The following is a 25,682-nucleotide window of genomic DNA, read 5'->3' on the forward strand; positions in this document are numbered from 1 at the left end:
TGCCTGCCTACCGGCCGACGGTCGTCACTCCTCGTCGTCCTCGTCGTCCAGGCGGGCCAGCCAGGTGGCAAGGCGCTCGACCGGGACCTCGAAGTCCGGGTTGAGGTCGACGAACGTACGCAGCTGCTCGGCGAGCCACTCGAAGGTGACCTCCTCCTCGCCGCGTCTCTTCTCCAGTTCCTCGATGCCACGGTCAGTGAAGTACATGAAAATCAGGATAGACGGCGGCCGCACACGTCCTGAAGCGTCCCTTTCGTGGGGCTCGCCCGCAACCGCGCAGGCCAGTAACCTCGTCAAAGCTCAAAAGTGCTTGCACGCAAGCCAGTTGCAACGAACACGGGGGGCGTCATGGCCGCGCAACTGCGTCAGATCGAACTGCCCGGGGGATCCGTCGTCATGGCTCGGATCACACCGGCAGGCTACGACGGCGAGGACCAGGACATCGGTGTCATGGACCGGGCCGTGGCCAAGGTGGAGCAGCTCAACGAGCTGATCGTCGGCGTCGGCTCGGCGGTCCTCGACGCGGCCGCCGCCGTCCGCCCGGACGAGGCGAGCATCGCCTTCGGGGTCGAGCTGTCGGCCAGGACCGGTGGCGTACTCGCCGTACTCGCCGAGGGTGAGGCGAAGGCATCCGTCCAGGTCACGCTCACCTGGCAGCTCAACGGAGCCGACCCGGCGCCCAGCGCGGATGCCTGAGACGAGCACGCGCCTGGCCCAGCTCACCTGGGCCGCCACCGTCCACTTCACCGCCGACCTTCCCGGCGTACCGCCCGTGTGGGGCAGTGGCTTCTTCGTCGCGCCCGGGTGGCTGCTCACCTGTGCGCACGTACTGCGCGGGAAAGTGCGAAGCGGCTCGGACAAGGCATTTCTCGTGCGCGGCGACGGGTTCAACGGCGGGGCGCCGGCCCGGGCCCGGCTGGTCGAGTCGCTGTACGACCTCGATGCCGAGGGGCGGATTCCGGAGGCCAGGGACCTCGCCCTGGTCCGGCTGCTTGACGAGGACATCGGCCACGAGTGCGTCTGGCTCGCGGACTGGTCCGAGCAGCCCGCGGGCAACGCCCGCGTCGTCCACGGGTACATCCCCGAAGGGCCGGAGGGAACGGGGCGCGGCAAGTCCTGGTCGGGCACGGCCGACGTCGATGTGCACGAGGGCGACTACGGGCGCCGGTTCGAGGAGGACATCCGGTTCCTGCCCGGTCTCTCCGGCGGCCCGGTGCTCGACCCCGCGGGCGGCGCGGTGGTAGGCGTCATGAAGGCCCGCCGCGAGACCGGTCCCGGTGGTCTCGCCATCGCCATTCACGCGCTGCGGGGTTTCCAGGAGCGGTACCAGGAGGTCATGAAGGCCCACGACACCTGGCATCACGCGCAGGGCAAGCACGCGCACGGCACAGGGGACGACTGGATCGCCGAGCAGTCCGGGCTGCCGGGAGCCGGACACGCGTACGACGCCAATCTGTGGACCCCGGAGGACCGGCGCCACGCCCTCGGGCTGCTCGCCGCCCTGCCCGTCCCAGAGGCTGCAGCCAGTGTCAGTGCGCTGTCCAAGGTCGCGCATCCTCGCCGCTGGGTGAAGCCACCGCCGCGGCCGTGCGCCTGGCGGGACGGGCACGGCGAGCTGTACGACGGTTCGCGGCCGCTGCGGGCCGAGATCTTCCTGTGCTACCTGGAGCTGGTCCGGCGGTTTGCTGAGTCTCAGGGGGTGGATACCCGCGAGCTCGCCGACTGGGTCGAGCGGCGCGGCGAAGGCGTGAGCAACGGAGAGAGGGAGGGAGCGCCCCTGTCCCTGCCGCCGGTGCTGCTGCCGAACGACGAGACCGGCGACGGGCCGGTCCCCTATCCGGGGCCGGGGGAGGGCGCCGTCGTCATCCTCGAACTGGAGCGGCTGGAGGGCGAGCGCCTCTCGTACGACTGGACCATCCGCATCGACGACGGCGACGAGGACAGCGGATTTCCCGTCGACTACGAACGGGACCGTTCGGGCGTTTCGGCCGAGGACCTCATCCACCGGCTCAGCGGGCCGCTTGCCGACGCCTTCGCCCAGCTCGACCTCGACGGACGGCCCGCGCCGCTCGAAATCGCCCTGGACATCGGTGAATTCGACACGGCCGTGCACCGCTGGCAGATCCATCAGCAGGCCAACCTGAACGAGCAGGAGCTCAAACAGCTGCTCGGCGTACGCCGGCCCGTCGTACTGCGCCATCTGGAACGCCGAGGCGTGTCCGACGACGAGTGGACCAAGCGCTGGTCCGCCGCGCACGCAGCCCGCAGCGTCACACCGCGCCGAGTCCCGCCGCCCGGCGGGCGGTTCAGGAAACAGCAGGTCACCGGCATGGGCGCGGGGGAGATCCCGGTGCTCTGCCGCTCGGCCGGGGACGACATAGGCCGCGAGGTGCTGCGCGCGGCGCTGGACGCCGGGCACGGCATCGCGCTGTGGCACATAGAGGGGCACCCCGGCGCACGATGCAGAAAGGGCTGCGACGCCCTGCACGAATTCGCCGTCAGTGAGTTCGCCGAAGCCGCCGGCGCCGCTGAACTTCCCGACCGGATCCGGCGTATCAGAGAACGCATCAGCGCGCGGGACGTGGCACACCCCGCGGAGGCCGTCGCCCTGCTCTACGACGATCCACGACGGCCGGTCCCCGGCGACACGGAGGTGTACGACTCCCCGTCATGAACACCAACAGCAGCTTGAGCAACTGTCCGAAAACCGACGTTCACAGGTCGCCGATTGGGTACGTTTTCAGGGGCCCGTTGCGGGCACCGACTGCCCCCGTCGGTCAGGCCGCGGTACACCACCGACCGTCGACGAGGAGCGAGCCATGCGTGAGTGGCTGATCTACCAGGGCAAGGGAGCCCCCGCTCCCGAACGTATCGACGAGCTCCCCGAACCGCCCCGCTGGCGCCGGTTCGACGGCACCCCGCTGTCCGGCGACAAGGGTGAGGCGCCACCCCTCGACGCCGCCTCCGTCCGGCGGCTCGGCGACCGCACGGCGCTGTCCGCGCAGGACGTCAAGGCGCTGCAGCTCATCAACGCCGCCCTGTACCTGAGGCGCCCCCTGCTGGTCACCGGAGACCCGGGCACGGGCAAGAGCACGCTCGCCCACGAAGTCGCGTACGAGCTGGGCCTCGGCCGCGTACTCCAGTGGCCCGTCGTCAGCCGGACCGAGCTGAAGGAGGGCCTGTACACGTACGACGCGATCGGGCGGCTCCAGGACGCACAGCTCGACGGCGGGCAGCAGCAGACCGACATCGGCCGGTATGTCCGTCTCGGGCCTCTCGGCACCGCACTGCTGCCGACGAAAAAGCCCCGGGTGCTGCTCATCGACGAACTCGACAAGAGCGACATCGACCTGCCGAACGACCTGCTCAACGCGGTGGAAGAGGGCGAGTTCGGCATCCCGGAGCTGGAGCGGATCGCCGACAGGCCGGGGCAGAGCACGGTGAACGTGCTGAGTGACGACGGGCGGCGAATTCCGGTCACCGGTGGACGCGTGCGCTGTCACGCCTTCCCCTTCATCGTGATGACCAGCAACGGCGAACGGGAGTTCCCCGCACCGCTGTTGCGCCGGTGCATTCACGTCCACCTCGACCCGCCGCGCGACGAGCGCCTCGCCGCCATGGTCCAGGCGCACTTCGGCGAACGGGCCGACGACACCCACCGGGACCTCGTAGACCTGTTCACCACCGGCGGCGGGGGCGAACTCCGGCCCACCGACCAGCTCCTCAACGCCATCTACCTCACCCGTCACGCGGACCGGCAGGACATCGGCAAACTGCTGCTGCGCCCCGCCGACCACGGGCAGCGTTAGACCGCCATGAAAACCCGCAGGCACACGCCGGTCGCCGACGCCGTGAGCGGGCCGCTCACGGCGCTCGTCACGGGCCTGCGCGACCTCGGGATCGAGCCGCACGCCGACGAGCTCGCCGACGCCCTGTGGCTGGCGCGCTGGGTTCCCGCCGTACGGCCGGAGGGAGCGCCGGAACCCGGCGGCCTGCCGTGCGAGACGGCGGACGAAGACAGCGGCCCGCCGGAGCCCGCACCGGCCGGGGCGGACGACACCGCCCCGCGCGGTACGCCGCTGCCGACAGCCCCCGCGGCCGAACTGACCGTACCCACGCCGGGCGAGGGCGCGGCCGGCCCCGGCGCCGGAACGGTGCGGGTGCCCACGGCCTCCGCACTGCCCGAACCGCTCGCTCTGCAGCGCGCGTTACGCCCCCTGCGCCGCTACCGGTCCCCGACCAGGCCCGTACGCACACAGCTCGACGAACGGCTCACGGCGGAACGCGCCGCCGACACCCGGATCGTCGTCCCCGTCCTGTGCGGAACCCGGCGCCGCGAGGCGCGGCTGCAGCTCGTCATGGACGCCTCGACCTCCACGGTGGTGTGGGGAGAGACGCTCCAGGAACTGCGCCAGATCTGCGAACGTGCCGGAGCCTTCCGTGAAGTGCGCGTCCACCATGTGCGGGAGGGCGACGACGGCGAGGCCAGGATCGCGCTGTCGGACGCACCCGATGCCGTCCGGTGCCGACCGGAGGAGCTGCGCGACCCCACCGGACATCAGCTGACCCTCGTCCTCAGTGACTGCGCAGGCCCGCTGTGGCGCGGCGGACAGATGCAGCGCTTGCTGCATTCCTGGGCCGCCACCGCACCGGTCGCCGTGGTGCAGCCGCTGCCGCAGCGCATGTGGCGCCGTACGCATCTGCCCGCCGTCCCGGGGGAGCTGGTGCGCCGCGAAGGTCCTGCGGGGCGGCTCGCGTTCCTGCCCGGACGGGGCGGGTCGCCGGCGGACGGGGCACTTCCGGTACCGGTCATCGCACCGCGCCCCGGGCCGCTGCGCGCCTGGGTCCGTCTCGTCTCCGGCGCGACCGGCCAGAGCCTGTACACCGTCGCCGGATGGGTGCGGCCCGACCACCCGGAATCGACGGCCGCGCGCCGCACGGACCGGGAGGTGTCGCCGCGCGACCGGGTGCGCGCGTTCCGGCGTACGGCCTCCCCGGACGCCGCGCGGCTCGCCGTGTATCTGTCGGCGACCCCGCTCGTACTGCCGGTGATGCAGCTCGTGCAGCGCGCCATGCTCGCCGACAGCGGACCCGAGGTACTCGCCGAGGTGGTGCTGGGCGGGCTGCTCAGGCAGAGCGGCGACTTCGACGGCCTGCCGGGCTACGAGTTCGTCGACGGGGTGCGCCAGGAACTGCTGGCGCAGATCGCGGTGAGCGACGTGCAGCTGGTGCTCAAGCACTGCTCGCAGTACGTCGAGTCCCGCTACGGGCGTACGGCACGCAACTTCCCGGCGCTGGCCGCCGGATACCTCGCGGGCGAGGCCCAGGCACAGCCGGGCACCGAGGGCGCCACCGAGGACCACGGACTGCGGGCCTTCGCCCGCGTCTCGGCGGAGGTACTGCGCCGGTTCGGGCACGCGCCGGTACCGGGGCGGGGGCCGGGGAACCCGGCGGGGGACGCCGACCCCGGCGCGCTGGCGCTGCGGGCGCAGAACGTACTGCTCAGGTACCACCGGGAGCACTCGGCGCGCGATCTCGACGAGGCGATCGTATTGCTGAAGGCCGCCATCGAAGGTCAACGTGCGACAGCTGAACGGCAGGCACTGCAAGGGGAGTTGGGCGGCGCACTGCTGTCCCGCTGGAACGCGCGACGGACGGTTCAGGATCTGCGCAGTGCGCACGAGGCCTTCCGGCAGGCGGACGTCGACTCTCCGCACCTGCTGCTGTTGTGGGCAACCGCACTGATGGCCATTGCCGCCGAGGTGGACAACAACGGTCTCGGTACAGAGGCCCTGCCGGACCACTTCGGCGAGCGCGCGGCAGGGGAACGCTCCGCGGAGGCGGCGCTCATGGACCTGTACACGGAGGCGGAGCGCTGCGTCGTCGTCGTACGGGACCGCGAACCCGAGGGACTCGGAGAAGCGGGATATCGCATCCTGAACCACCTGCTGGGCACATCGGCCCAATGGGCGTCCCGGCCGGCCTTCGCGCAACTGCTGACCGAGTACGGCGGGGCGGGCCCGTGGGCCGCCGAGAGGCTCGAAGGCGCCCTGGAGGCAGCGCAGGCGTGGCAGTCCCACGAAGAGGAGACCGAGCGCCTGACCCACCGGGCACAACTGCGGCTGGACCTGGCGAAGCACTATGCGGGCCGGGGCCCTGTCGACTGGGATCCCGACGAGGAGCAGCGCGCACAGGGGTACCGGCACGCGGCCGATGCAGTCACCGGCCTGCGCCAGGTCATCGACAGGCTGTCGCGTCTGAAGGCCGCACCGGCCGGCGCGCTCTGCGACGCCTGGATCGACCTGGCGACCGCCCTGCGCCTGACCCGTGAGGGCGCCACGGACTCGGCACTGGAGGAGAGGCTGTCCGCACTGCGACGGGCTCTGCACCTGGCGGGTGACGACTACATCCGGTGCAACCGCTGCTACCAGGATCTGGGCCTGGTGCTGGACGAAAAATTCGTGCGTACCGGAGACCGCGCCTTCCTCGACGAGGAAGTGGCAGTCTGGCGCGCGATGCTGAGCCGACTGTCCCCCGACGACAGCTTCCGGGCCCAGGCTCTGAGGATGCTGGGGCACGCGCTGCTCCAGGCGGAGGAATGGGACGAGGCCGTCCGGGCCATACGGGATGCCGTGGACGAGACCGCCGAGTCGGATTCCGACATGCCCGAACTGCGGATGTCCCTCGGGCTCGCGCTGCACCGGCGGTATGCGGCCCGGGGCGGACTGTCCGACCTCCACGAGGCCGACTGGGTCCTGGGCGCGGCGGCACGGGCGGCCGGAGATCCCGAAGTGGCCGTGGCCTGCTGGCAGTTGCGTGCCCTGGTCGCCGAGGAGCAGGCCAAGAGGACCACGACGTCGGCCCGATGGCACGAGGCCGGCGACTACTACCGGCGCGCTGCCGAGACCGCCGGGGAAGCGGGCCTCACCGGTCTGGAAGCCGCCTCCCGGCGCCGGCGTGCCCCACTCCTGGAGCGCACCGCGGGACCCGCCCGCGCGCTGGAGGAGTACCGAATGGCCCTGCGCCTCTTCGAGGCGGCCGGCGGGGGCGACTCCGCCGACGCGGACGCCGTACGAGCGGCCGTCCACCGCATCGAGGCGGGCGACGTATGACCCCGTCCGCCGAGCTCTCCGGCTTACCCCTGCCCGCATTCGGCCGCCCCGCGCCCGAGGACGTCGCGCATCCCGCCCTTGCCGCCGTCCTGGCCGAGCTGCGCGAGCGCGAGGCCAGTGGCGAGCCCGTCGTCGCGTACTACGAAGACGCTCCATGAGCGGCGACGGCCCGGCCGTCCCCTTCCACCAGTTCGTGCTCAAGGTGCACAGCCGGTGCAACCTCGCCTGCACGTACTGCTACATCTACCGGAGCCCCGACGCCAGCTGGCGCGAGCGGCCCGCCCGTGTCTCCGACGACACCGTGCGCCGCACCGCCCACTGCATCGCCGAGCACACCGCCGCCCACCGGCTGTCCCGTATCCGGATCGAACTGCACGGGGGCGAGCCGCTGCTCCGCGGCCCGGAGCCGGTGATCGCCTACGCGGAGGCCGTACGCCGCGCCGTGTCCACTGCGTCCGCTGCGTCCACTGCGGCCCCGGCCACCGAGGTGACCGCCACCGTGCAGACCAACGGCACCCTGCTCACCCGCCCCGCCCTCGACCGCCTCGCCGCCGCCCGGATCCGCGTCGGCCTCAGCCTCGACGGCGGTACGCCCGCGCTCAACGCACGCCGCACAGACCACGCCGGACGCCCGTCCTGGCCCGCCGCCTCCCGGGCCGCCCGCCTGCTCGTCGAGGAGTACCCGGCCTCGTACGCCGGCGTGCTGTGCACCGTCGACGCCGCGACCGACCCGGAGGAGGTGTACGGATCCCTGGCCGCGCTCGGACCGCCCGCCGTCGACTTCCTCCTGCCGCACGCCCACTGGGGCGGCGCGCGACCGGGCCGGTTCCGGCCGCGACCCACTCCGTACGGCGACTGGCTGGCCCACGCCTTCGACCTGTGGTGGCAGTCACCGGACGGCGTCCGCCCCCGCGTCCGGCTGTTCACCGAGATCGTCGCACTGCTGCTCGGCGCGGAAAGCGCCGCCGAGTCCGTCGGGCTCTCCCCACTCGCCGCCGTGGTCGTCGACACCGACGGGAGCATCGAACAGGTCGACTCGCTCAAGACCGCCTACGCGGGCGCCCCCGGCACCGGCCTGGACGTCACCCGCAACTCCTTCGACGAGGCACTGCGCCACCCCGGCATAGCCGCCCGCCACCTCGGAGCGCGCGCGCTCGCCGACGAGTGCCTAGCCTGCCCCGTCCTGCGCGTCTGCGGCGGCGGCAACTACGCCCACCGCTACGCGACGGACTCCGGCTTCCGGCACCCCAGCGTGTACTGCGCCGACCTGGAGCGGCTCATCAGACACGCCGCAGGACGGGTCGCCGAACAGCTACCGTCCGTATTGGCACGGACCCAGTCAACTCACGTTCTTTAATGAGAACTTGACGCACAATGAAATAGCTTTCCGGACGCTGAACACCGTACGTCTCCGGGACCGAGGAGAGCCGCAGAATGCCCAGCGCGCCACAGCAGTACGTCACAGTCGTCTACGCGGGACAGTCCCAGTCCTGGGTCGACTGGATGAAATACCAGCTGGCCGGCACGGACGCACGACCTGGCCTGGTCCGATGGGACCCCCTGCGCCGGGCGGCCGAGGAGTCGGTCCTCACCGAGCTCCTGGAGCGCCCCGGACGCCTCCTCATCGTCATCGACGACTGGTTCCTGCGCCTCACCGACGAGCGCCGCCGCGCCTGGGAAGCCGTACTGCGCCAGGTCGTACGGGTGCACGGGGAGCGCATCGCCTCCGTCACCGTCACCGCCGCCACGCTGCCCGACGAGGCCGCACCGCTCGCCCCGGTCCGCCTGCGCGGCCTGGGGCCCGCCGAAGCGTCCCGCCGGCTGCTCGCCACCGCCGGAGTGGCGGCCGAAGCGGGGCGGCCGGTCGACCTGGCCCGCGGCCCCCGCTTCCCCGACGACTTGCAGGACGTCCACAACGCCCCTCGCCACAACCGCCGTTTCACCGGCCGTGAAGAGATCCTCGAACAGCTCCACGACGCGTTCGCCGCGGGCGGCGAAGGGGCCCGCGTCGCCCTGCACGGTCCCCCCGGCGTCGGCAAGACGCAGGTCGCGATCGAGTATGTGCACCGGCACGCGGGCGAGTACGACATCGTGTGGTGGGTCAGCGCCTCCGTCCGCCTGCGCGCCCGCTCCGAGTTCGCCGCACTCGCCGACCAGCTCGGCGTCGAACACGACGGCCGCGCCGAACTCACCGACCTCATCGAGGCAGCCAAGAACGCCCTGCGCGGCCGGCGCCGCTGGCTCGTCGTACTCGACGGCGCCGAGGACCCCGAGGCACTGGACTCCCTGCTGCCCGAGGGGCCCGGGCACCTCCTCATCACCACGCCCCGGACCACCTGGTCCCAGAAGGGCGCCGAACTCGTCGGGCTTCCGTCGTTCACACGCGAGGAAAGCGTCGCCTTCGCCTGCCTGCGCACCAGACGCCTCACCCCCGAACACGCCGACCGGCTCGCCTCGGCCGTCCAGGACCTGCCGCTCCTCATCGACCAGACGGCGGCCTGGCTGGACACCCACCCCACCGCATCCGTCCCCGACTACGTCCGCCACCTCCAGTACGGCGACCCCCATGTCGCCGACGTGGAACCCTCGCGCGAGTACCCGGTCGGCTTCCAGGCCGCCTGGGGCAGGACCGTCAACGGCCTGCGGGAGCAGCATCCGCCGGTGTACGAACTGCTCGTCCTGCTCTGCTTCTTCTCCCCGGACGTGGTGCCCGCACGGCTGCTCCGCGTCGCCCGCGCCGGCGATCTGCCGGACCATCTGGCAGCGCTGATCGGCGAGCCGAGCACGTGGAACTCCGCGCTGCGCACCCTCTCCGAGGCCACCTCGATGCGCGTGGAGTACGAGCCCGGGCCGCGCATGGACATCGTCACCGTCGGCACACTGCGGATGCACCGGCTCTTCCACCGTTTCGTACGCAACCACCTGGCGCCCGGCGAGCACGCCCAGGCATCGGCCATCGCCTGCCGCGTGCTGGTCGCGGGCGACCCGCGGGACCCGGGCTGCGGTCGCCACTGGCAGCGGTACGCCGAGCTCGTGCCGCACCTGGCCCAGGCCGGGGCGCTGGAGTCCACCGACCGCGATGTGCGTGCCGTCGTACTCAACTGCGTCGAATATCTGCGGGTGCGCGGCGAATACACCGAGGGCCGGCGCCTCAGCCGGGCCGCCGTCGACTCCTGGCAGGCCCTCTCCGGGCCCACCGACCCGGACGTACTGGTCGCACTGCACCAACTGGCCAACATGGAACGGCGACTCGGCGACTACACGGCGGCCGAGAACATCGGCAGGACCACCCTGGAGCGCGTCAGCGCCGCCCCCGAGGCCCGTCCCATCGAGCTCGTACGCGCCAAGAACGGCCTCGGCGGCACGCTGATGGCCCTCGGCGCGTACGACGAGGCGCGCGCCCTCTTCCAGGACGCCGCGGACAGCGCCACCGACCTGCTCGGCGAGTTCCAGGTGCCCCGGATCCTCTCGATCCGCTCCAACCTGGCCATCGCGATCGGGCTCCTCGGCCGCTATCAGGAAGCCCACAACCTGCACAACGAAATCCTCGAATCGAGCATCGCGCTCTTCGGGGGCAAGAGCCGGCTCACCCTGCACGCGGGCCTGCACACCGCCTGGATGCTGCGGCTCCTCGGCCGCTACGGCGAGGCGCTCGCCGTACAGGAGCAGAACTGCCGACTACACGCCCAGGTACTCGACAAGAACCACAGCCAGACCCTCCTGGCCGAACACAACCTGGCCCTCTGCATGCGCCGCGACGGCAACCTCGGCTACGCCGCCGCGCTGATGCGTTCCGTCCGCGACCGGATCACCCGGCGCCGCGGCGCGGCCCACCCGGAGGCGCTGCTGGTCAGCACCGACTACGCCATGCTGCTGCGGAACATGGGCGACCTGCCCGCGGCCCGGGAGATCGCCGAAACCACCGCCGAGCGGTACGCCGTACTCCTCGGGGAAACACACCCGTACGCCGCGGGGGCGCTCGACAACTGCGCCCTCATCCAGCGCGACGCGGGCGAACACGACGCCGCGCTGATACGGGCCGAGCAGGCCAGGAAGAACATGCAGGCAGCGCTCGGCCCCGCGCACGTCTGGTCCGTGGGCTGCGCGATGAACACCGCGTCCGCGAGGGCCGCCGCCGGTGACGTGGAGGGCGCCGCGGCGCTCGGCAAGGACGCCCTGGAGCGGGCACGGCGGGCCGTCGGCGACGCCCATGTCCTGACGCTCAACCTCGCCGCCGGTCTGGCCCAGGACCTGCGCACCCTGGGCGACGCCGACGCGGGCGAAGCGATCCAGAGGGGCGCCGTGGAGCGCCTCACGGAGAACTTCTTCCAGGAGCACCAGCAGGTGCGGCACATGCTCGAAGGACAGCGACCGTACTGGGACTTCGAGCCGCAGACGATCTGACCGTACGCCGGAGGGTCGTACGCCGGACCGTACGCCGGAGGGCCCGGCACCGCGTGCTGCGGTGCCGGGCCCTCCGGGTCGTACGCGTCCGGTACTACGCCTCGAAGACCTCGTTGAGCAGCTGCTGCTGCTCGGCCTGGTGGCGCTTCGCCGAGCCGACCGCCGGGGACGAGCCGTGCGGGCGCGAGATGCGCCGCAGGCGCTCGCCGTGCGGGATGTCGGCGCCGACCGCCAGGTCGAGGTGGTCGATCAGGTTGAGCGCGATGAACGGCCACGCACCCTGGTTCGCCGGCTCCTCCTGCGCCCACAGGTACTTCTCGGCGTTCGGGTACTTGGCGATCTCCTCCTGGAGCTCCGTGCCCGGCAGCGGGTACAGGCGCTCAAGGCGGATGATCGCGGTGTCCGTGGTGCCGCGCTTCTGACGCTCGGCCTCCAGGTCGTAGTAGACCTTGCCGGTGCAGAAGACGACCTTGCGGACGGCGGCCGCCTCGACGGCCGAGTCGCCGATCACCGGGCGGAAGCCGCCGTTGGTGAACTCTTCCGCCTTCGACGCCGCGGCCTTCAGACGCAGCATCGACTTCGGGGTGAAGACGATGAGCGGCTTGTGGTGCGGGTTGTGGACCTGCCAGCGCAGCAGGTGGAAGTAGTTCGACGGCAGCGTCGGCATGGCGACCGTCATGTTGTTCTGCGCGCACATCTGGAGGAAGCGCTCCGGGCGGGCGGACGAGTGGTCCGGGCCCTGGCCCTCGTAACCGTGCGGCAGGAGCAGGGTCACACCCGAGGTCTGGCCCCACTTCTGCTCGGCCGAGGAGATGAACTCGTCGACGACGGTCTGCGCGCCGTTGACGAAGTCACCGAACTGGGCCTCCCACATGACCAGCGACTCCGGGCGGGCCAGCGAGTAGCCGTACTCGAAGCCCATCGCCGCGTACTCGCTGAGCAGCGAGTCGTAGACGTTGTAGCGGGCCTGGTCGTCGCCGAGGTACTGGAGCGGGGTGTAGTCCTCGCCGGTCACCTGGTCGACGAGCACCGCGTGGCGCTGGCCGAAGGTGCCGCGGCGGGTGTCCTGGCCGGACAGCCGGACCGGGACGCCCTCCATCAGCAGCGAGCCGATGGCGAGGGTCTCGCCCATGCCCCAGTCGATCGTGCCGTTCTCCACGGAGGCCGCGCGGCGCTGCATCTGCGGCAGCAGGCGCGGGTGGACGGTGATCCGCTCCGGGATGCTGACCTGCGACTCGGCGATCCGCTTCACGACCTCCTGGGAGACCGCGGTGGTGACCTGCACCGGGAACTCGGCCTGCGGGCCCGTGACCGGCGGCGCGGCCGGGTGCGAGGTGGCCTCGCGGACCTCGGTGAAGACCTTCTCCAGCTGGCCCTGGAAGTCCTGGAGCGCCTGCTCCGCCTCTTCCAGCGTGATGTCGCCGCGACCGATGAGGGACTCGGTGTAGAGCTTGCGCACCGAGCGCTTCTTGTCGATCAGCGTGTACATCTGCGGGTTGGTGAACTCCGGGTTGTCGCCCTCGTTGTGACCGCGGCGGCGGTAGCAGATGAGGTCGATCACGACGTCCTTGTTGAACGCCTGGCGGAACTCGAAGGCGAGCCGCGCGACGCGGACCACGGCCTCCGGGTCGTCGCCGTTCACGTGGAAGATCGGCGCCTCGATCATGCGGGCCACGTCCGTGGCGTACATGGAGGAACGCGATGCCTCCGGGGCGGCGGTGAAGCCGACCTGGTTGTTGATGACGACGTGGACGGTGCCGCCGGTGCGGTAGCCGCGCAGCTGCGACATGTTCAGCGTCTCGGCGACGACACCCTGGCCGGCGAAGGCCGCGTCACCGTGCAGGGCGATGGGCAGGACTGTGAAGTCCGTACCGCCCTTGTTGATGACGTCCTGCTTGGCGCGGGTGACACCCTCGACGACCGGGTCGACCGCCTCCAGGTGGGAGGGGTTGGCGACCAGCGAGACCTTGATCTGCTCGCCGTCGAGACCGGTGAAGGTGCCCTCGGCGCCCAGGTGGTACTTGACGTCGCCGGAGCCGTGCATCGACCGGGGGTCGAGGTTGCCCTCGAACTCGCGGAAGATCTGGGCGTACGACTTGCCGACGATGTTCGCCAGGACGTTCAGGCGGCCGCGGTGGGCCATGCCGATGACGACCTCGTCGAGGCGCGACTCGGCCGCGGAGTCGATGACCGCGTCGAGCAGCGGGATGACGGACTCGCCGCCCTCCAGCGAGAAGCGCTTCTGGCCGACGTACTTCGTCTGCAGGAAGGTCTCGAAGGCTTCGGCCGAGTTCAGCCGGCGCAGGATGCGCAGCTGCTCCTCGCGCTCCGGCTTGGAGCTCTGGCGCTCGACACGGTCCTGGATCCACTTGCGCTGCTTGGGGTCCTGGATGTGCATGAACTCGATGCCGGTGGTGCGGCAGTACGAGTCGCGCAGCACGCCGAGGATGTCGCGCAGCTTCATCATCGACTTGCCGCCGAAGCCGCCGACCGCGAACTCGCGCTCCAGGTCCCACAGCGTGAGCCCGTGCTCGTTGATGTCGAGGTCGGGGTGCTTGCGCTGGCGGTACTCCAGCGGGTCGGTGTCGGCCATGACGTGGCCGCGGACCCGGTAGGAGTGAATCAGCTCGAAGACGCGCGCGGCCTTGGTGACGTCGTCGTCGTGCGAGACGTCGATGTCCTTGAGCCAGCGGACCGGCTCGTACGGGATGCGCAGGGCCTCGAAGACCTGGTCGTAGAAGTCGCTCTCGCCGAGCAGCATGTTGGCGAGGATCCGCAGGAACTCGCCGGAGGCGGCGCCCTGGATGACCCGGTGGTCGTACGTCGAGGTCAGGGTCATGACCTTGGAGATGCCCAGCTTGTTCAGGGTGTCCTGCGACGTGCCCTGGAACTCGGCCGGGTAGTCCATCGCGCCGACGCCCATGATGAGGCCCTGTCCGGGCATCAGGCGGGGCACGGAGTGGACGGTGCCGATGCCGCCGGGGTTGGTCAGCGACGCGGTGACTCCGGTGAAGTCGTCCATCGTCAGCTTGTTCGCGCGGGCGCGGCGGACGATGTCCTCGTACGCCTGCCAGAACTCGAAGAAGTTGAGCGTCTCGGCCTTCTTGATGGCCGCGACGACGAGCTGGCGGTCGCCGTTGGGCTTCACGAGGTCGATGGCCAGGCCCAGGTTCACGTGCGGGGGCTTGACCAGGGTCGGCTTGCCGTCCTTCTCCGAGAAGGAGTAGTTCATCGACGGCATGGCCTTGAGGGCCTGCACCATCGCGAACCCGATGAGGTGCGTGAAGGAGACCTTCCCGCCGCGGGCGCGCTTGAGGTGGTTGTTGATGACGATGCGGTTGTCGAACAGCAGCTTCACCGGGACGGCGCGCACGGACGTGGCCGTGGGGAGTTCCAGGGAGGCGTTCATGTTCTTGGCGACCGCGGCGGACGGGCCGCGCAGCGTCACGAACTCGGGGCCGGCAGGGGCCTCGGCGGGCTCGGCCTTGGGCTCCGCCTTCGCCGTCGCGCCGGCCTGCTGTGCGGCGGCCGGTGCGGGGGCGGGGGCGGGCTTGGCGGCGGGAGCGGCCGGGGGTGCGGCCGGTGCGGCCTTGGCGGGGGCCGGAGCCGGTGCCTGCGCTGCGGCCGGAGCCGGAGCCGGAGCCGGGGCGGCGGGCGCGGCAGGTGCCGGTGCGGCAGGGGTCGGTGCGACCTGGGGTGCGGCGGTGGTGGCCCCGGTGGTGTCCGGGGCGGCGGTCTTCTCCGCCGCGGGCGTGGTACCGGGCTTGTAGTCGGCGAAGAAGTCCCACCAGGCGCGGTCGACCGAATTCGGGTCCTGGAGGTACTGCTGGTAGATCTCGTCGACGAGCCACTCATTGGGACCGAAGGCAGCGGCAGGATTCTTTCCCTGCCCGTCTTGGTCGGTCGAGATGCTCGAGCTACTGGGGGACTGAGACGACACGGCGTTAACCGCCCTCTTCCGCTTCGCAAGGTGATGGACAGCGGAAATAAAGGCTACGCCTCCCCGGCCGAGAGGTGCAGGCCGGGCGGGCCATCCGTCGCGTAAGTCACACCGGAGTGCTGGTTTCGGCGCAGGAAATGGCGGGAAACATGCGTGGTTCCGCTGTGGCCCGGGCAGGCCGGACCGTGGACACGGCCCCGCCGGACCGTACCTCCCATGGAGCACACGCAGAACGTGTGGCTCCGGTTCGAACCCTACGTCAACTGGACGGTCGCACGATTCCCGGAAGAGTGACCTGGATCCTGCAACCACGAGAAGATTCGGCCACCCCGATGCGTCCGCCGTGCAGATCCACCGCCCAGCGCGCGATCGCCAGGCCCAGGCCCGTGCCGCCGTCGCTGCCGGGACCGTGCGGGGACGGCAGTGTGCCGCGGTTGAAACGCTCGAACACCCGGTGCCACTCGGACTCGGGGATGCCGGGCCCCTCGTCCAGTACTTCCAGGTCCAGGCTCTCCGGCTGCGGCCCGCGCCGGGCGCGCACGGTGACGCGGCCGTGCGGGGGGCTGTGCTTGACCGCGTTGTCGAGGAGATTCGCCACAACCTGATGCAGCCGCTCGATGTCCGCGTGCGCGGTCAGCTCGGGCGGCGAGACGTCCAGGTGCAGATGCACGTCCGTACGCGTATGACTGCCCGAACCGGAGGCGAGACCGCGCTGCGAGGCGAGGACGTTCGCCTCCTTCAGTACGCCCGAGAGGTACGGCCAGACCTCGAAGCGGTGCGCCTTCAGCGGTACGACGCCGTTGTCGAGCCGTGACAGGTCCAGCAGCGTCTCGACGAGCCTGCCGAGGCGCTCGGTCTGTTTCAGCGCCGTACGCATCGTCTCGGGGTCGGCGGCCGAGACCCCGTCCACGACGTTCTCCAGCACGGCTCTCAGCCCCGCGATCGGGGTTCTCAGCTCGTGCGAGACATTGGCGACCAGTTCCTTGCGGTGCCGGTCCACGGACTCCAGGTCGTCGGCCATGCGGTTGATCGTGGCCGCCAGGTCGCCCAGCTCGTCCCTGCGGCCCGCGCCGCGCACCCGCCGGGTGTAGTCGCCGTGCGCGATGGACTTGGCCACGGTCGTCATCTCGTCCAGCGGCGAGGTCAGGCTGTGCGCCACGAACTGGGTGATCAGCATCGAGGCGATCACCGAGAAGACGGTGATGAAGCGCAGCTCGGTCTTGGTGCGCAGGGCCACCAGGATCAGGCCGGTGGTGATGAAGACCGAGACGACGACGAGGGTGCCGAGCTTGGTCTTGATCGAGAAGGGACGCAGCCCGTTCCCCGGACGGCTCATGCCGGTGGAGTCTCCAGTGCGTACCCCACGCCGTGCACCGTGCGGATACGTTCCGCTCCGATCTTCCGGCGCAGGGCCTTGATGTGGCTGTCGACCGTCCGGGTGCCCGACGCGTCCGCCCAGTCCCACACCTCGGCGAGCAGCTGCTCGCGCGAGAGCACGGCGCGCGGCGTGTTCGCCAGGCACACCAGCAGGTCGAACTCGGTGGGCGTCAGGTGCACGTCCTCGCCGCGCACCCGCACCCGTCGCTGTGCGTGGTCGATCTCCAGCTCGCCGAGGCGCAGGATGCCGCTGCGCGGCGTCGAGGCGGCGAGCGTCGCCCGCTCCACCCGGCGCAGCAGGACATGGACCCGGGCCGCGAGCTCGCGCATGGAGAACGGCTTGGTCATGTAGTCGTCGGCGCCGACGCCGAGACCGACCAGCATGTCGGTCTCGTCGTCGCGGGCCGTCAGCATCAGAACGGGAACGGGACGCTGCGCCTGCACACGGCGGCAGACCTCAAGGCCGTCGAAGCCGGGCAGCATGATGTCGAGAACCATGAGATCGGGCTGCCACGCCTCGGCAGCGTCCACCGCCGCCGGGCCGTCCACGGCCGTCTGCACCTGAAAGCCCTCGGCGCGCAGTCGCGCTGCAATGGCGTCGACGATGGTCGCGTCGTCCTCGACGACCAGCACCCGGCGCTGCGCGCCCGGAGTGGCCGCGAGGCCGTTGTGGCTGGTGTGTGTCTGCTCCATTGCCCCGCCCCTGGGAGTTCTCTGCTAGTTCCCACGTGTAGGGCAGCAGCGTAGAGGCAGTGAAGGTGTCCCGGCTACGCAGGGCGATTCGCGAGATGAACCACGTCAGGAACGCCCCGGGCAACTTGGATCTCTTCCGTCCTTACCAAGTTGAATCCGGCATTCCGCAACGCATCCTCGAAGCCGGCGGACGGCTGGGCCGACCAGACGGCGAGGACTCCGCCCGGTCTCAGCCGCCTCATGCAGGCCGCAAGCCCTTGCGGGGAGTAGAGAGTGGCGTTGTCGTCGGTCACGGTCCAGTCCGGTCCGTTGTCGATGTCGAGGCAGAGCGCGTCGTACGCATCCTGGTACGGACCAAGTCCCCCGATTCGGTTTTCCCGGACGTAATCCACGAGATCGGTGTGAATGATCTCGCATCGTGGATCGGCGAGCGCATCGCCGGAGATCCGCGACAGCGGCCCCTCGCGATGCCAGTCGATGACGGCCCGCTCACGCTCGACGACCGAGATCCGCCCCCAGCGCGGCTGCGCGGCTGCGCGGGCCAGCGAGAAGCCGACGCCGAGGCCGCCGATGAGAAGGGCGGGGGAGTGGCAGTCCGCGGGAAGTGCCTCCAGGGCAGCATCGATGAGGAGGCGCTCGGAGCGGCCGTCGGATGTATCCATCAGGAAGCAGCCGTTGGCGATGATCTCGAAGTGCGCACCGCGCTCACGCAGGACGACTTCGCCGTACGGGCCTTGGCGCCGGTCGACGGTGACTGCGGTGGGGGCGGTGTCGGCGATGTGGGCGGCGTGCGCGGCGGTGGATACGTAGGGGGCCTGCATGGGGCGGGAACCTCCCGGGCGGTTCGTGACGCATCGTGACTGCGTCGGTCGTCCCCGCCATTTTTGCGGGGCTGGGCGCCCGGCGACAAAGTCTTTGCCGAGGCCGGGGCATGAAGGCTGCGTTGTGACGCGCGCCATAGCCCGGGGCGGAGATGATCGCGGAGGGTGGGCGTTGTCCGTAAGGAACACCGGTGCGAAGTCGGCCGAAGGGGCCTGACGACCGACGACGGGCTGTCGCACGGCCGCTTCCAGCAGTGGCTCGACAGCCGCTACGCCCCGCGATCCGGCCGCCCCGCCGGGGTCGCGGTCACGGCGACCGGCACCTGGCACACCGGCTCGCCGACCGACCACCGCGGCTCGGTCACCATGCGCACCCGGGTGGCCATGGGTGACGTCACGCACACGTACGAGCTCGACGAGACGAACCTCGGCCCGGTGCTCGACGGCGCGGCCGAGTTCATCGCCTGGTCGGTACTCCGCGCGCTTCACAGGTGACGCCGACCAGCGGGGCGTACACCTCCCAGCCCAGCGACGCGTAGAGCCCCCGCCCGTCGGTCGTCGCGCCCAGCACCCCCACGGTCGAGCCCTGTTCGTACGCCGCGTTCTGGAGCGTACGCATCACCAGGCGGCCGAGGCCCTTGCGGCGGTGCGCGGGGTCCGTCTCGACCTGGTCGATCACTGCCGTCCGGCCGGTCGGGGCGACCTGGCCGCGTGCGGCGAATCCGCCGTCGGGGGCGAGGACGAGGAGGCGGGTTACGCCCCCGCGCTTCCATGACTTGAGGGTGTACCCGTCGGCGAGGCCGGTCTGTGCGGTGGCGGTGGCGGCAGCGGTACGGGACGGACGCAGGGGCGTCGTCATCAGCCAGCCCGGGCCGTCCGATATCCACTCCGGGCCGAGCCACGGTGCGACGGTCTCCGGTTCCAGGAACATCTTGAGTACGACGCCGTGCGCGGCGTACACCTCCGCCAGCTTGCGGACCGTGGCCTCGTCGGCGTGGGTCATGACGTGCCGGGTGGCGTGGCGGGGGAGGCCGACGTCGAAGGTGAAGCCCCAGGGCTGGGGTACGGGGTCGGCCGCGCCACGCGACACGACCCATCCGTCCACCCAGGCGCGGATGGCTTCGGCGGTGGAATCGAAGGGTGCCTGGGCCATTCCGTACTCCTCGATCGAGTAATAGATCGTCGGCTATTGAGCCTATTACATCCAAAGGCTGCCCGGTGATCGCTCAGAGCGAACGCCTCCCCAGGAACATTCGGCGGCTCACAAGCATTGAGCCGGTATAGCTCAACTTGACTGCCGAAGGGGAGATCATGGCATCGACGTCCAATCCGCTCACCCTGCCCGTGCTGCCGCTCGATGACGAGGTCGTGCTGCCCGGCATGGTGGTGCCCCTCGACCTTTCCGATACGGACGTACGCGCCGCGGTGGAGGCCGCGCAGGCCGCCGCGCGTTCCAGTGGCAACAAGCCGCAGGTGCTCCTCGTTCCCCGCGTGGACGGTACGTACGCGGCGACCGGCGTCCTCGGAACCGTCGAGCAGGTCGGCCGTCTCTCCGACGGTGACCCCGGCGCCCTGATCCGCGGCCGCAGCCGCGTCCAGATCGGCGCGGGCACGACAGGGCCCGGCGCCGCGCTCTGGGTCGAGGGCACGAGCGTCGACGAAACGCTGCCCGACCCCCTTCCCGGCTCGGTCACCGAACTCGTCAAGGAGTACAAGGCACTCGCCACCAGCTGGCTGAAGAAGCGCGGCGCCTGGCAGGTCGTGGACCGCGTACAGCAGATCGACGGCGTCTCCGCTCTCGCCGACAACTCGGGCTACTCACCGTTCCTGACCACCGGCCAGAAGGTGGAGCTGCTGGAGACCGCCGACCCGGTGGTCCGGCTGAAGCTCGCCGTGAAGTGGCTGAGTGAGCACCTCGCGGAACAGGACGTCGCCGAGTCCATCGCCAAGGACGTACAGGAGGGCGTGGACAAGCAGCAGCGCGAGTTCCTGCTGCGCCGCCAGCTCGACGCCGTACGCAAGGAACTGCGCGAGATCAACGGCGAGGCCGGCGAGGACGAGTCCGACGACTACCGGACCCGCGTCGAGGCCGCCGACCTGCCCGAGAAGGTGCGCGAGGCCGCCCTCAAGGAGGTCGACAAGCTGGAGCGCTCCTCCGACCAGTCGCCCGAGGGCTCCTGGATCCGCACCTGGCTCGACACCGTTCTCGAACTCCCCTGGAACGAGCGCACCGAGGACCAGTACGACATCCGGGGCGCCAAGGAGATCCTGGACGCCGAGCACGCCGGCCTGGACGACGTGAAGGAGCGCATCACCGAATACCTGGCGGTGCGCAAGCGCCGGGCCGACCGGGGCCTGGGCGTCGTGGGCGGCCGTCGCGGCGGCGCGGTGCTGGCGCTGGTCGGCCCGCCGGGCGTCGGAAAGACATCCCTCGGCGAATCCGTCGCGCACGCGATGGGCCGCAAGTTCGTACGCGTCGCGCTCGGCGGCGTACGCGACGAGGCGGAGATCCGCGGACACCGGCGTACGTACGTGGGCGCCCTGCCCGGCCGGATCGTGCGCGCCATCAAGGAAGCCGGGTCGATGAACCCCGTCGTCCTCCTCGACGAGATCGACAAGGTCGGCTCCGACTTCCGCGGCGACCCGGCCGCGGCGCTCCTCGAAGTCCTCGACCCCGCCCAGAACCACACCTTCCGCGACCACTACCTGGAGGTCGAACTCGACCTCTCCGACGTCGTCTTCCTCGCCACAGCCAACGTCCTGGAAGCCATCCCCGAGGCGCTGCTCGACCGCATGGAACTGGTCACGCTCGACGGCTACACGGAGGACGAGAAGGTCGTCATCGCCCGCGACCACCTGCTCCCGCGCCAGCTGGAGCGCGCGGGCCTGGAGCCCGGCGAAGTCACCCTCGACGACGACGCGCTGCGCAAGCTGGCGGGCGAGTACACCCGGGAGGCGGGCGTACGAAACCTGGAGCGCTCGGTGGCCCGCCTGCTGCGCAAGGTGGCGGCCAAGCACGAACTGGGCGACCAGAAGCTCCCGTTCACGATCACGGACGAGGACCTGCGCGCCTTGATCGGCCGCCCCCACCACGTCCCGGAGTCCGCCCAGGACCCGGCGGAGCGCCGTACGGCGGTCCCCGGCGTGGCCACGGGTCTCGCGGTCACGGGCGCGGGCGGCGACGTCCTGTTCGTCGAGGCGTCCCTCGCCGACGAGGAGACGGGCGGCGCGGGCCTGACCCTCACGGGCCAGCTCGGCGACGTCATGAAGGAGTCCGCCCAGATCGCGCTCTCCTTCCTGCGCTCGCACGGCGCGGAACTGGAACTCCCCGTCGCCGACCTCAAGGACCGGGGCGTACACATCCACTTCCCGGCGGGCGCGGTCCCGAAGGACGGCCCGAGCGCGGGCATCACGATGACGACGGCCCTGGCATCGCTCCTGTCCGGCCGACTGGTCCGCACGGACGTGGCGATGACGGGCGAAGTGTCCCTGACCGGACGCGTCCTGCCGATCGGCGGCCTGAAGCAGAAGCTGCTGGCGGCGCACCGGGCGGGTACGACGACGGTCGTGATCCCGAAGCGGAACGAGGCGGACCTGGACGACGTCCCGGCCGAGATCCTCGACAAGCTGGAGATCCACCCGGTGACGGACGTACGCCAGGTCCTGGAGATCGCACTGGCCCCGGCGGAGGTGGCAGTGCCGGTGGCGGCGTAACGCAGGCCGGTCCGGTGACCGGTGGCGGCCCCCTTCCCCTCTCGCACGACGGGGAAGGGGGCTTTTGCGTGGGAGGGCCCGGTCGTCGGGTGACGGGCCCTGTGACACTTCTGTGACGGCAGCGCATTGGGAGCGTTGCCGGAGAGTGGGTAGCGTCGTTCCGGTAATGCTGTTGCGATATGCGGACCGGGAGGGCACGTGGCCGAGGGCCCGGAGTCGACCAGGCGGGTCGACGAATCCGAATTCCTTGAGATGAGCGGGCAGTGCCCCGCGCAGGCGAGAGTGCTGCGCAAGTCCCTGGAGGAGCTCGCCTCGGGACGGGGCGGGGACGCCCTCAAGGAAATGGCCCGGGAGGTCCTCTCGGGGCGTACGAGCCTCCGGGACGCGGTGAACATTTCGGCCTACTCCGACCAACTCGTCGCACAGGCCGCCCCCATGGCCGAGAAGTGGGCGGCGCTCTCCGAGGCCGAGCGCGAGGCGCTCGCCGCCGAAGGCGAGCGGAGCATGGCCGAGGAGCAGGGCCGGATCGACGAGGAGCGCCGCGCGGCGCCGGGCGACAGCGGCAAGAAGTCCCGCCACGACGGCCGGGGCTGGTCGCTGTACTGACCGGCCGCGGGGCGTGGGACAACGCCCCGGCCCCACTTACCTTTCATTGGCACTCACGCACTCACCTTTCAGGGGCAGGAGCAGACGGTGGGCTTTCGAGTCGAGCCGGGCGCGATCGACGGCTTTTCGAAGCTCGTGGGTCGTGCTGCCGACGGCAGTACGCAGGCCGTCTCGTACACGGGCAACGCGCAGATCGACACGGTGGCGGGCGGACAGCTCTGGGACCTCGTCACGGGTGATCACGACAAGTACGTGAACGACGCCAAGGGCGCCCTGCAGAAGGTGCAGAAGGTCCTCGACTCCTCGCAGCAGGAACTGGCCAAGTCCGCCAAGTACTACCGCGAGACGGACAGCGGCGTAGCAGCGAAGATGGACGCCACCTATCCGGGGTCCAAGGGGGCCGGCGGGCAGCCGGACGGCGGCGACGTACAGGACTTCTCCGATGCGAGCAACGCCACGGACCTGCTGAAGAAGTCCGGCGAAAGCGACAACCCGCTGGTCAAGTACGGCCAGGGGCACGCCGACGAGTACATGATGAGCCCCGTCCAGAAGACCCTCGGCTCCGTCCTCGACCTGGGCAGCCCTTCGGCCATGGCGGTGGAGGCGTCCAAGCTGCTCTTCGGCTTCGACCCCTTCGGCGAAGTGAACAACTGGATCTTCGGGGACTGGAACAAGTACAACGACTGCGCCGACGTCTGGGACGGTCTCGGGGGCTTCTGCGACGCGGTGGCCGCCAATCTGAAGAAGGGCAACGGGAACGTCGGCCTGAGCTGGGCCGGCAACGCCTCGGACGCCGCCAGGGTTTACTTCGAAGAATTCGCCGGGAAGCTCGCCGAGATCAAGGAGACCTTCGAGTCCCTGCGGACCTGCTACAAGCAGGCCGCGCAGATGGCGTTCCAGTTCGGCGAGTTCCTGAAGTCCTTCATGGTCATGTTCTGCGACGCCCTGGTCATCTGGCTGGTGAATCTGGCCGCCGCCCAGGCCGCCAATCTGATTCCCGTCGGCGGTCAGGTGGCGTCCGTCGCGATGTTCGCCCTCGCGGCGGCGCAGGCCATCCGGATCATGCAGATGTGGGCCGAGGCGTCGAAGGCCTTCGACGCGATGGCGACCGCCTTGAGCGCCATCGCGCTGACCATGTCCACGGCGGTGAACGGCTTCTCCGCGGCGGACGGTTTCCCCGAGGTGAGCTCCGGCGGCTACGACCACCGCGCGGTCTGAGAACGGAGACTCGTGTCCTTCATGTTCGGCGACATCGACGATCTTGACCTGTTCCTCACCCGCGTGCGCAACTGGGTCGTCGGGTGGGCACCCGCCTGCCTGGTGCTCGTGTGGTTCCTGACCAAGGAAGAGGGCTGGCACATGAGCTTCCTCGCCCTCTGCGTACTGCCGCCCGTCGCGGCGTACCTGGGAATCCGCGCCAAGCGCGAGATCCTCGTCGGCCTTGCATGGACGGCGGGCGCCCTGGCCGTCGCGCCGCTCCCGCTCGTCGCCGCGATCGAGCTCCTTTAGACATTCGGGCCGTTCAGGGTGTGACCCCGGCCCCCTGGCGCCCGAGCGCCGGGGGTCCTCTCGTCTCGTCGCCTGTCAGCCGTAGGCGAGGGCCTGGACGCGGTCGAGGGCGCCGTTGAACTTGTTGTGGTCGCCGACGATCGGGCCGCTGGAGGTGTACTGCCACATCGTCTGGTACGCCCAGCCCGCCGGGAGTTCGCCGGGCGTGGTGTTGTAGCGGGCGATCCACAGCGGGTTGCTCGCGCCGAAGCCGCCGTAGTTGCCGGTGCAGGTCTTCCACCAGCTGGTCGCCGTGTAGATCACGGCGTCGCGGCCGGTGCGCGCCTTGTAGGTGTTGAGGAAGTCGCGGATCCAGCTGACCATGCCGCTCTGCGTCTTGCCGTAGCACTGCGCGCCGTACGGGTTCCACTCGATGTCGAGCGCGCCCGGCAGCGTCCTGCCGTCGCGCGACCAGCCGCCGCCGTTGTCCACGAAGTAGTTGGCCTGGTTGGCGCCGCTGGAGTCGTTGGGGGTCGCGAAGTGGTAAGCGCCGCGGATCATGCCGACGTTGTACGAGCCGTTGTACTGCTGCGCGAAGTAGGGGACCACTGGTGTGGACATGCCATAAATGAAGCTACGCACGTAGAACGGCGGCGCGGAAGGGGCCCTGGGTGCCGCCGTTGGTCTACGCCTGCGAAATACTGGCCGAGCTGCGGCAATGGCCGCCGTTGAAGGAAACTTTCGGGGTGAGGAAAGCTCGCAATGAGTGCTGACGTGCACGGAAGCGGGGGAGCGGGCGACGCCGGTTCCGCGGAGGGAAGTGGTGTGGACCACGAATTCCTGGCCCTGGAGCGGGAGTTGGCGGTCTTCCTGCGTCGAGCCCGCGCGTCGTCGGGCGACATGGCCCGCGAGGTTCACCCGGAGCTGGAGCCCGCGGCGTACGGGCTGCTCGTACGGCTCGACGAGGTGGAACGGCAGAGAGCGACCGATCTGGCGGCCTGGTTCGGGGTCGGCAAGGCGACGATGAGCCGGCAGCTGCGCGCGCTGGAGGAGCTCGGCCTGGTCACGCGCGAGCCGGACCCGGCCGACGGGCGGGCCTCGCTGGTGGCGCTCACGGCGGAGGGGCGGGCGCGGTTCCGGCGGGTGCGGGATGCGCGGCGGGCGAGGTATGTGCGGAAGCTGGCGGACTGGGACCGGGCGGAGGTCGCGGAGCTGGCGCGGCTGCTGCACCAGTTGAACGAGCGGGCGGAGGGCTGACGCGGGAGCGGCGGGGCCCCAGCTGTGAGGTCGGTCCCCGTTACGAGGCCGGGCTCAGCTGTGAGCTCGGGCCTGTTGTGAGGTCGGCCCAGCTGTGAGGCCGGGCCCCATTGCGAGGCCGGGCCCAGCTGTGAGGTCGGGCCCCCGTTACGAGGCCGGGTTCAGGGTGAGGTTGGTCCCCGTTACGAGGCCGGGCTCCGCTGTGAGCTCGGGCCTGTTGTGCGGTCGGCCCAGCTGTGAGGCCGGGCCCCACTACGAGGCCGGGCTCAG

General features: G+C 70.6%; 19 protein-coding genes and 1 pseudogene. 13 read left to right on the forward strand and 7 right to left on the reverse strand.

Annotated features, from left to right (window positions below; translation table 11 throughout):
• Positions 1 to 24 precede the first annotated feature (24 nt).
• Positions 25 to 207: a DUF6104 family protein gene (locus PXH83_RS21010; RefSeq protein WP_005312030.1), complete on the reverse strand. Its 183-nt coding sequence runs from the start codon at positions 205 to 207 to the stop codon at positions 25 to 27.
• A 141-nt stretch (positions 208 to 348) separates the two neighbouring features.
• On the opposite strand from PXH83_RS21010, the gene PXH83_RS21015 reads away from it, so the two are divergent.
• The 7 genes from PXH83_RS21015 (at position 349) to fxsT (ending at position 11,516) form a co-directional block, all read left to right on the forward strand.
• Positions 349 to 696, forward strand: a complete 348-nt coding sequence (locus PXH83_RS21015; RefSeq protein WP_274561952.1) for a CU044_2847 family protein — start codon at positions 349 to 351, stop codon at positions 694 to 696.
• Complete coding sequence (locus tag PXH83_RS21020; protein WP_274561953.1) at positions 689 to 2,674, forward strand: VMAP-C domain-containing protein; 1,986 nt, start codon at positions 689 to 691, stop codon at positions 2,672 to 2,674. The genes PXH83_RS21015 and PXH83_RS21020 overlap by 8 nt, the downstream gene beginning before the upstream one ends.
• Before the next feature lie 145 nt (positions 2,675 to 2,819).
• Complete coding sequence (locus PXH83_RS21025; protein WP_274561954.1) at positions 2,820 to 3,809, forward strand: AAA family ATPase; 990 nt, start codon at positions 2,820 to 2,822, stop codon at positions 3,807 to 3,809.
• 6 nt (positions 3,810 to 3,815) lie between these two features.
• Entirely contained in the window at positions 3,816 to 7,112 is a 3,297-nt protein-coding gene (locus PXH83_RS21030) for an SAV_2336 N-terminal domain-related protein (protein WP_274561955.1), read from the forward strand.
• Complete coding sequence (locus PXH83_RS21035; RefSeq protein WP_251020344.1) at positions 7,109 to 7,270, forward strand: hypothetical protein; 162 nt, start codon at positions 7,109 to 7,111, stop codon at positions 7,268 to 7,270. The genes PXH83_RS21030 and PXH83_RS21035 overlap by 4 nt, the downstream gene beginning before the upstream one ends.
• The gene (locus PXH83_RS21040; RefSeq protein ID WP_274561959.1) at positions 7,267 to 8,469 is read left to right on the forward strand and encodes an FxsB family cyclophane-forming radical SAM/SPASM peptide maturase; all 1,203 of its coding nucleotides are present in this window, start codon (positions 7,267 to 7,269) and stop codon (positions 8,467 to 8,469) included. Before PXH83_RS21035 ends, PXH83_RS21040 begins: the two co-directional genes overlap by 4 nt.
• Positions 8,470 to 8,546: 77 nt before the next feature.
• Positions 8,547 to 11,516 (forward strand): FxSxx-COOH system tetratricopeptide repeat protein, encoded by a 2,970-nt coding sequence (gene fxsT / locus PXH83_RS21045; protein WP_274561961.1) that lies wholly within the window; start codon positions 8,547 to 8,549, stop codon positions 11,514 to 11,516.
• A 94-nt stretch (positions 11,517 to 11,610) separates the two neighbouring features.
• Here the strand turns inward: fxsT and PXH83_RS21050 are convergent, their stop codons facing one another.
• From PXH83_RS21050 to PXH83_RS21065, 4 genes are all read right to left on the reverse strand, one after another.
• Complete coding sequence (locus PXH83_RS21050) at positions 11,611 to 15,456, reverse strand: multifunctional oxoglutarate decarboxylase/oxoglutarate dehydrogenase thiamine pyrophosphate-binding subunit/dihydrolipoyllysine-residue succinyltransferase subunit (RefSeq protein WP_274561963.1); 3,846 nt, start codon at positions 15,454 to 15,456, stop codon at positions 11,611 to 11,613.
• Positions 15,457 to 15,715: 259 nt separating this feature from the next.
• Positions 15,716 to 16,792, reverse strand: a complete 1,077-nt coding sequence (locus PXH83_RS21055) for a HAMP domain-containing sensor histidine kinase (protein WP_274561964.1) — start codon at positions 16,790 to 16,792, stop codon at positions 15,716 to 15,718.
• Positions 16,789 to 17,526 (reverse strand): response regulator transcription factor, encoded by a 738-nt coding sequence (locus tag PXH83_RS21060; RefSeq protein ID WP_214920005.1) that lies wholly within the window; start codon positions 17,524 to 17,526, stop codon positions 16,789 to 16,791. Before PXH83_RS21060 ends, PXH83_RS21055 begins: the two co-directional genes overlap by 4 nt.
• A 74-nt stretch (positions 17,527 to 17,600) precedes the next feature.
• On the reverse strand, positions 17,601 to 18,347 hold the full coding sequence (locus tag PXH83_RS21065) for a spermidine synthase family protein (RefSeq protein WP_274561967.1): 747 nt from the start codon (positions 18,345 to 18,347) through the stop codon (positions 17,601 to 17,603).
• 165 nt (positions 18,348 to 18,512) lie between these two features.
• On the opposite strand from PXH83_RS21065, the gene PXH83_RS21070 reads away from it, so the two are divergent.
• Entirely contained in the window at positions 18,513 to 18,842 is a 330-nt protein-coding gene (locus PXH83_RS21070) for a hypothetical protein (RefSeq protein ID WP_274561969.1), read from the forward strand.
• On the opposite strand, the gene PXH83_RS21075 is transcribed toward PXH83_RS21070, so the two are convergent.
• Positions 18,805 to 19,500, reverse strand: coding sequence for a GNAT family N-acetyltransferase (locus PXH83_RS21075; RefSeq protein ID WP_274561971.1), 696 nt, complete (start codon positions 19,498 to 19,500; stop codon positions 18,805 to 18,807). The two genes, PXH83_RS21070 and PXH83_RS21075, sit on opposite strands and share 38 nt — an antisense overlap.
• Positions 19,501 to 19,658: 158 nt before the next feature.
• Between PXH83_RS21075 and lon the strand changes: the two genes are divergently transcribed.
• The 4 genes from lon to PXH83_RS21095 all read left to right on the forward strand — a co-directional run bounded on the left by lon (position 19,659) and on the right by PXH83_RS21095 (position 24,176).
• On the forward strand, positions 19,659 to 22,061 hold the full coding sequence (gene lon, locus PXH83_RS21080) for an endopeptidase La (RefSeq protein ID WP_274561973.1): 2,403 nt from the start codon (positions 19,659 to 19,661) through the stop codon (positions 22,059 to 22,061).
• Between the two features lie 198 nt (positions 22,062 to 22,259).
• Positions 22,260 to 22,667 carry a hypothetical protein gene (locus PXH83_RS21085; protein ID WP_274561974.1) on the forward strand — a complete coding sequence of 136 codons (408 nt, stop codon included), beginning with the start codon at positions 22,260 to 22,262 and terminating at the stop codon, positions 22,665 to 22,667.
• 87 nt (positions 22,668 to 22,754) lie between these two features.
• The gene (locus PXH83_RS21090; protein WP_274561975.1) at positions 22,755 to 23,885 is read left to right on the forward strand and encodes a WXG100 family type VII secretion target; all 1,131 of its coding nucleotides are present in this window, start codon (positions 22,755 to 22,757) and stop codon (positions 23,883 to 23,885) included.
• A 21-nt stretch (positions 23,886 to 23,906) separates the two neighbouring features.
• On the forward strand, positions 23,907 to 24,176 hold the full coding sequence (locus tag PXH83_RS21095; protein WP_274562932.1) for a hypothetical protein: 270 nt from the start codon (positions 23,907 to 23,909) through the stop codon (positions 24,174 to 24,176).
• A 75-nt stretch (positions 24,177 to 24,251) separates the two neighbouring features.
• Here the strand turns inward: PXH83_RS21095 and PXH83_RS21100 are convergent.
• A pseudogene (locus tag PXH83_RS21100) lies at positions 24,252 to 24,758 on the reverse strand (GH25 family lysozyme); the annotation flags it as partial.
• A gap of 159 nt (positions 24,759 to 24,917) precedes the next feature.
• Between PXH83_RS21100 and PXH83_RS21105 the strand changes: the two are divergent.
• A complete protein-coding gene (locus PXH83_RS21105) occupies positions 24,918 to 25,412 on the forward strand; it encodes a MarR family winged helix-turn-helix transcriptional regulator (protein WP_274561976.1) in 495 nt (164 codons plus the stop codon).
• The last annotated feature ends 270 nt before the right edge of the window (positions 25,413 to 25,682 follow it).

It is taken from the genome of Streptomyces spiramyceticus, assembly GCF_028807635.1.
Lineage (GTDB): Bacteria > Actinomycetota > Actinomycetes > Streptomycetales > Streptomycetaceae > Streptomyces > Streptomyces spiramyceticus.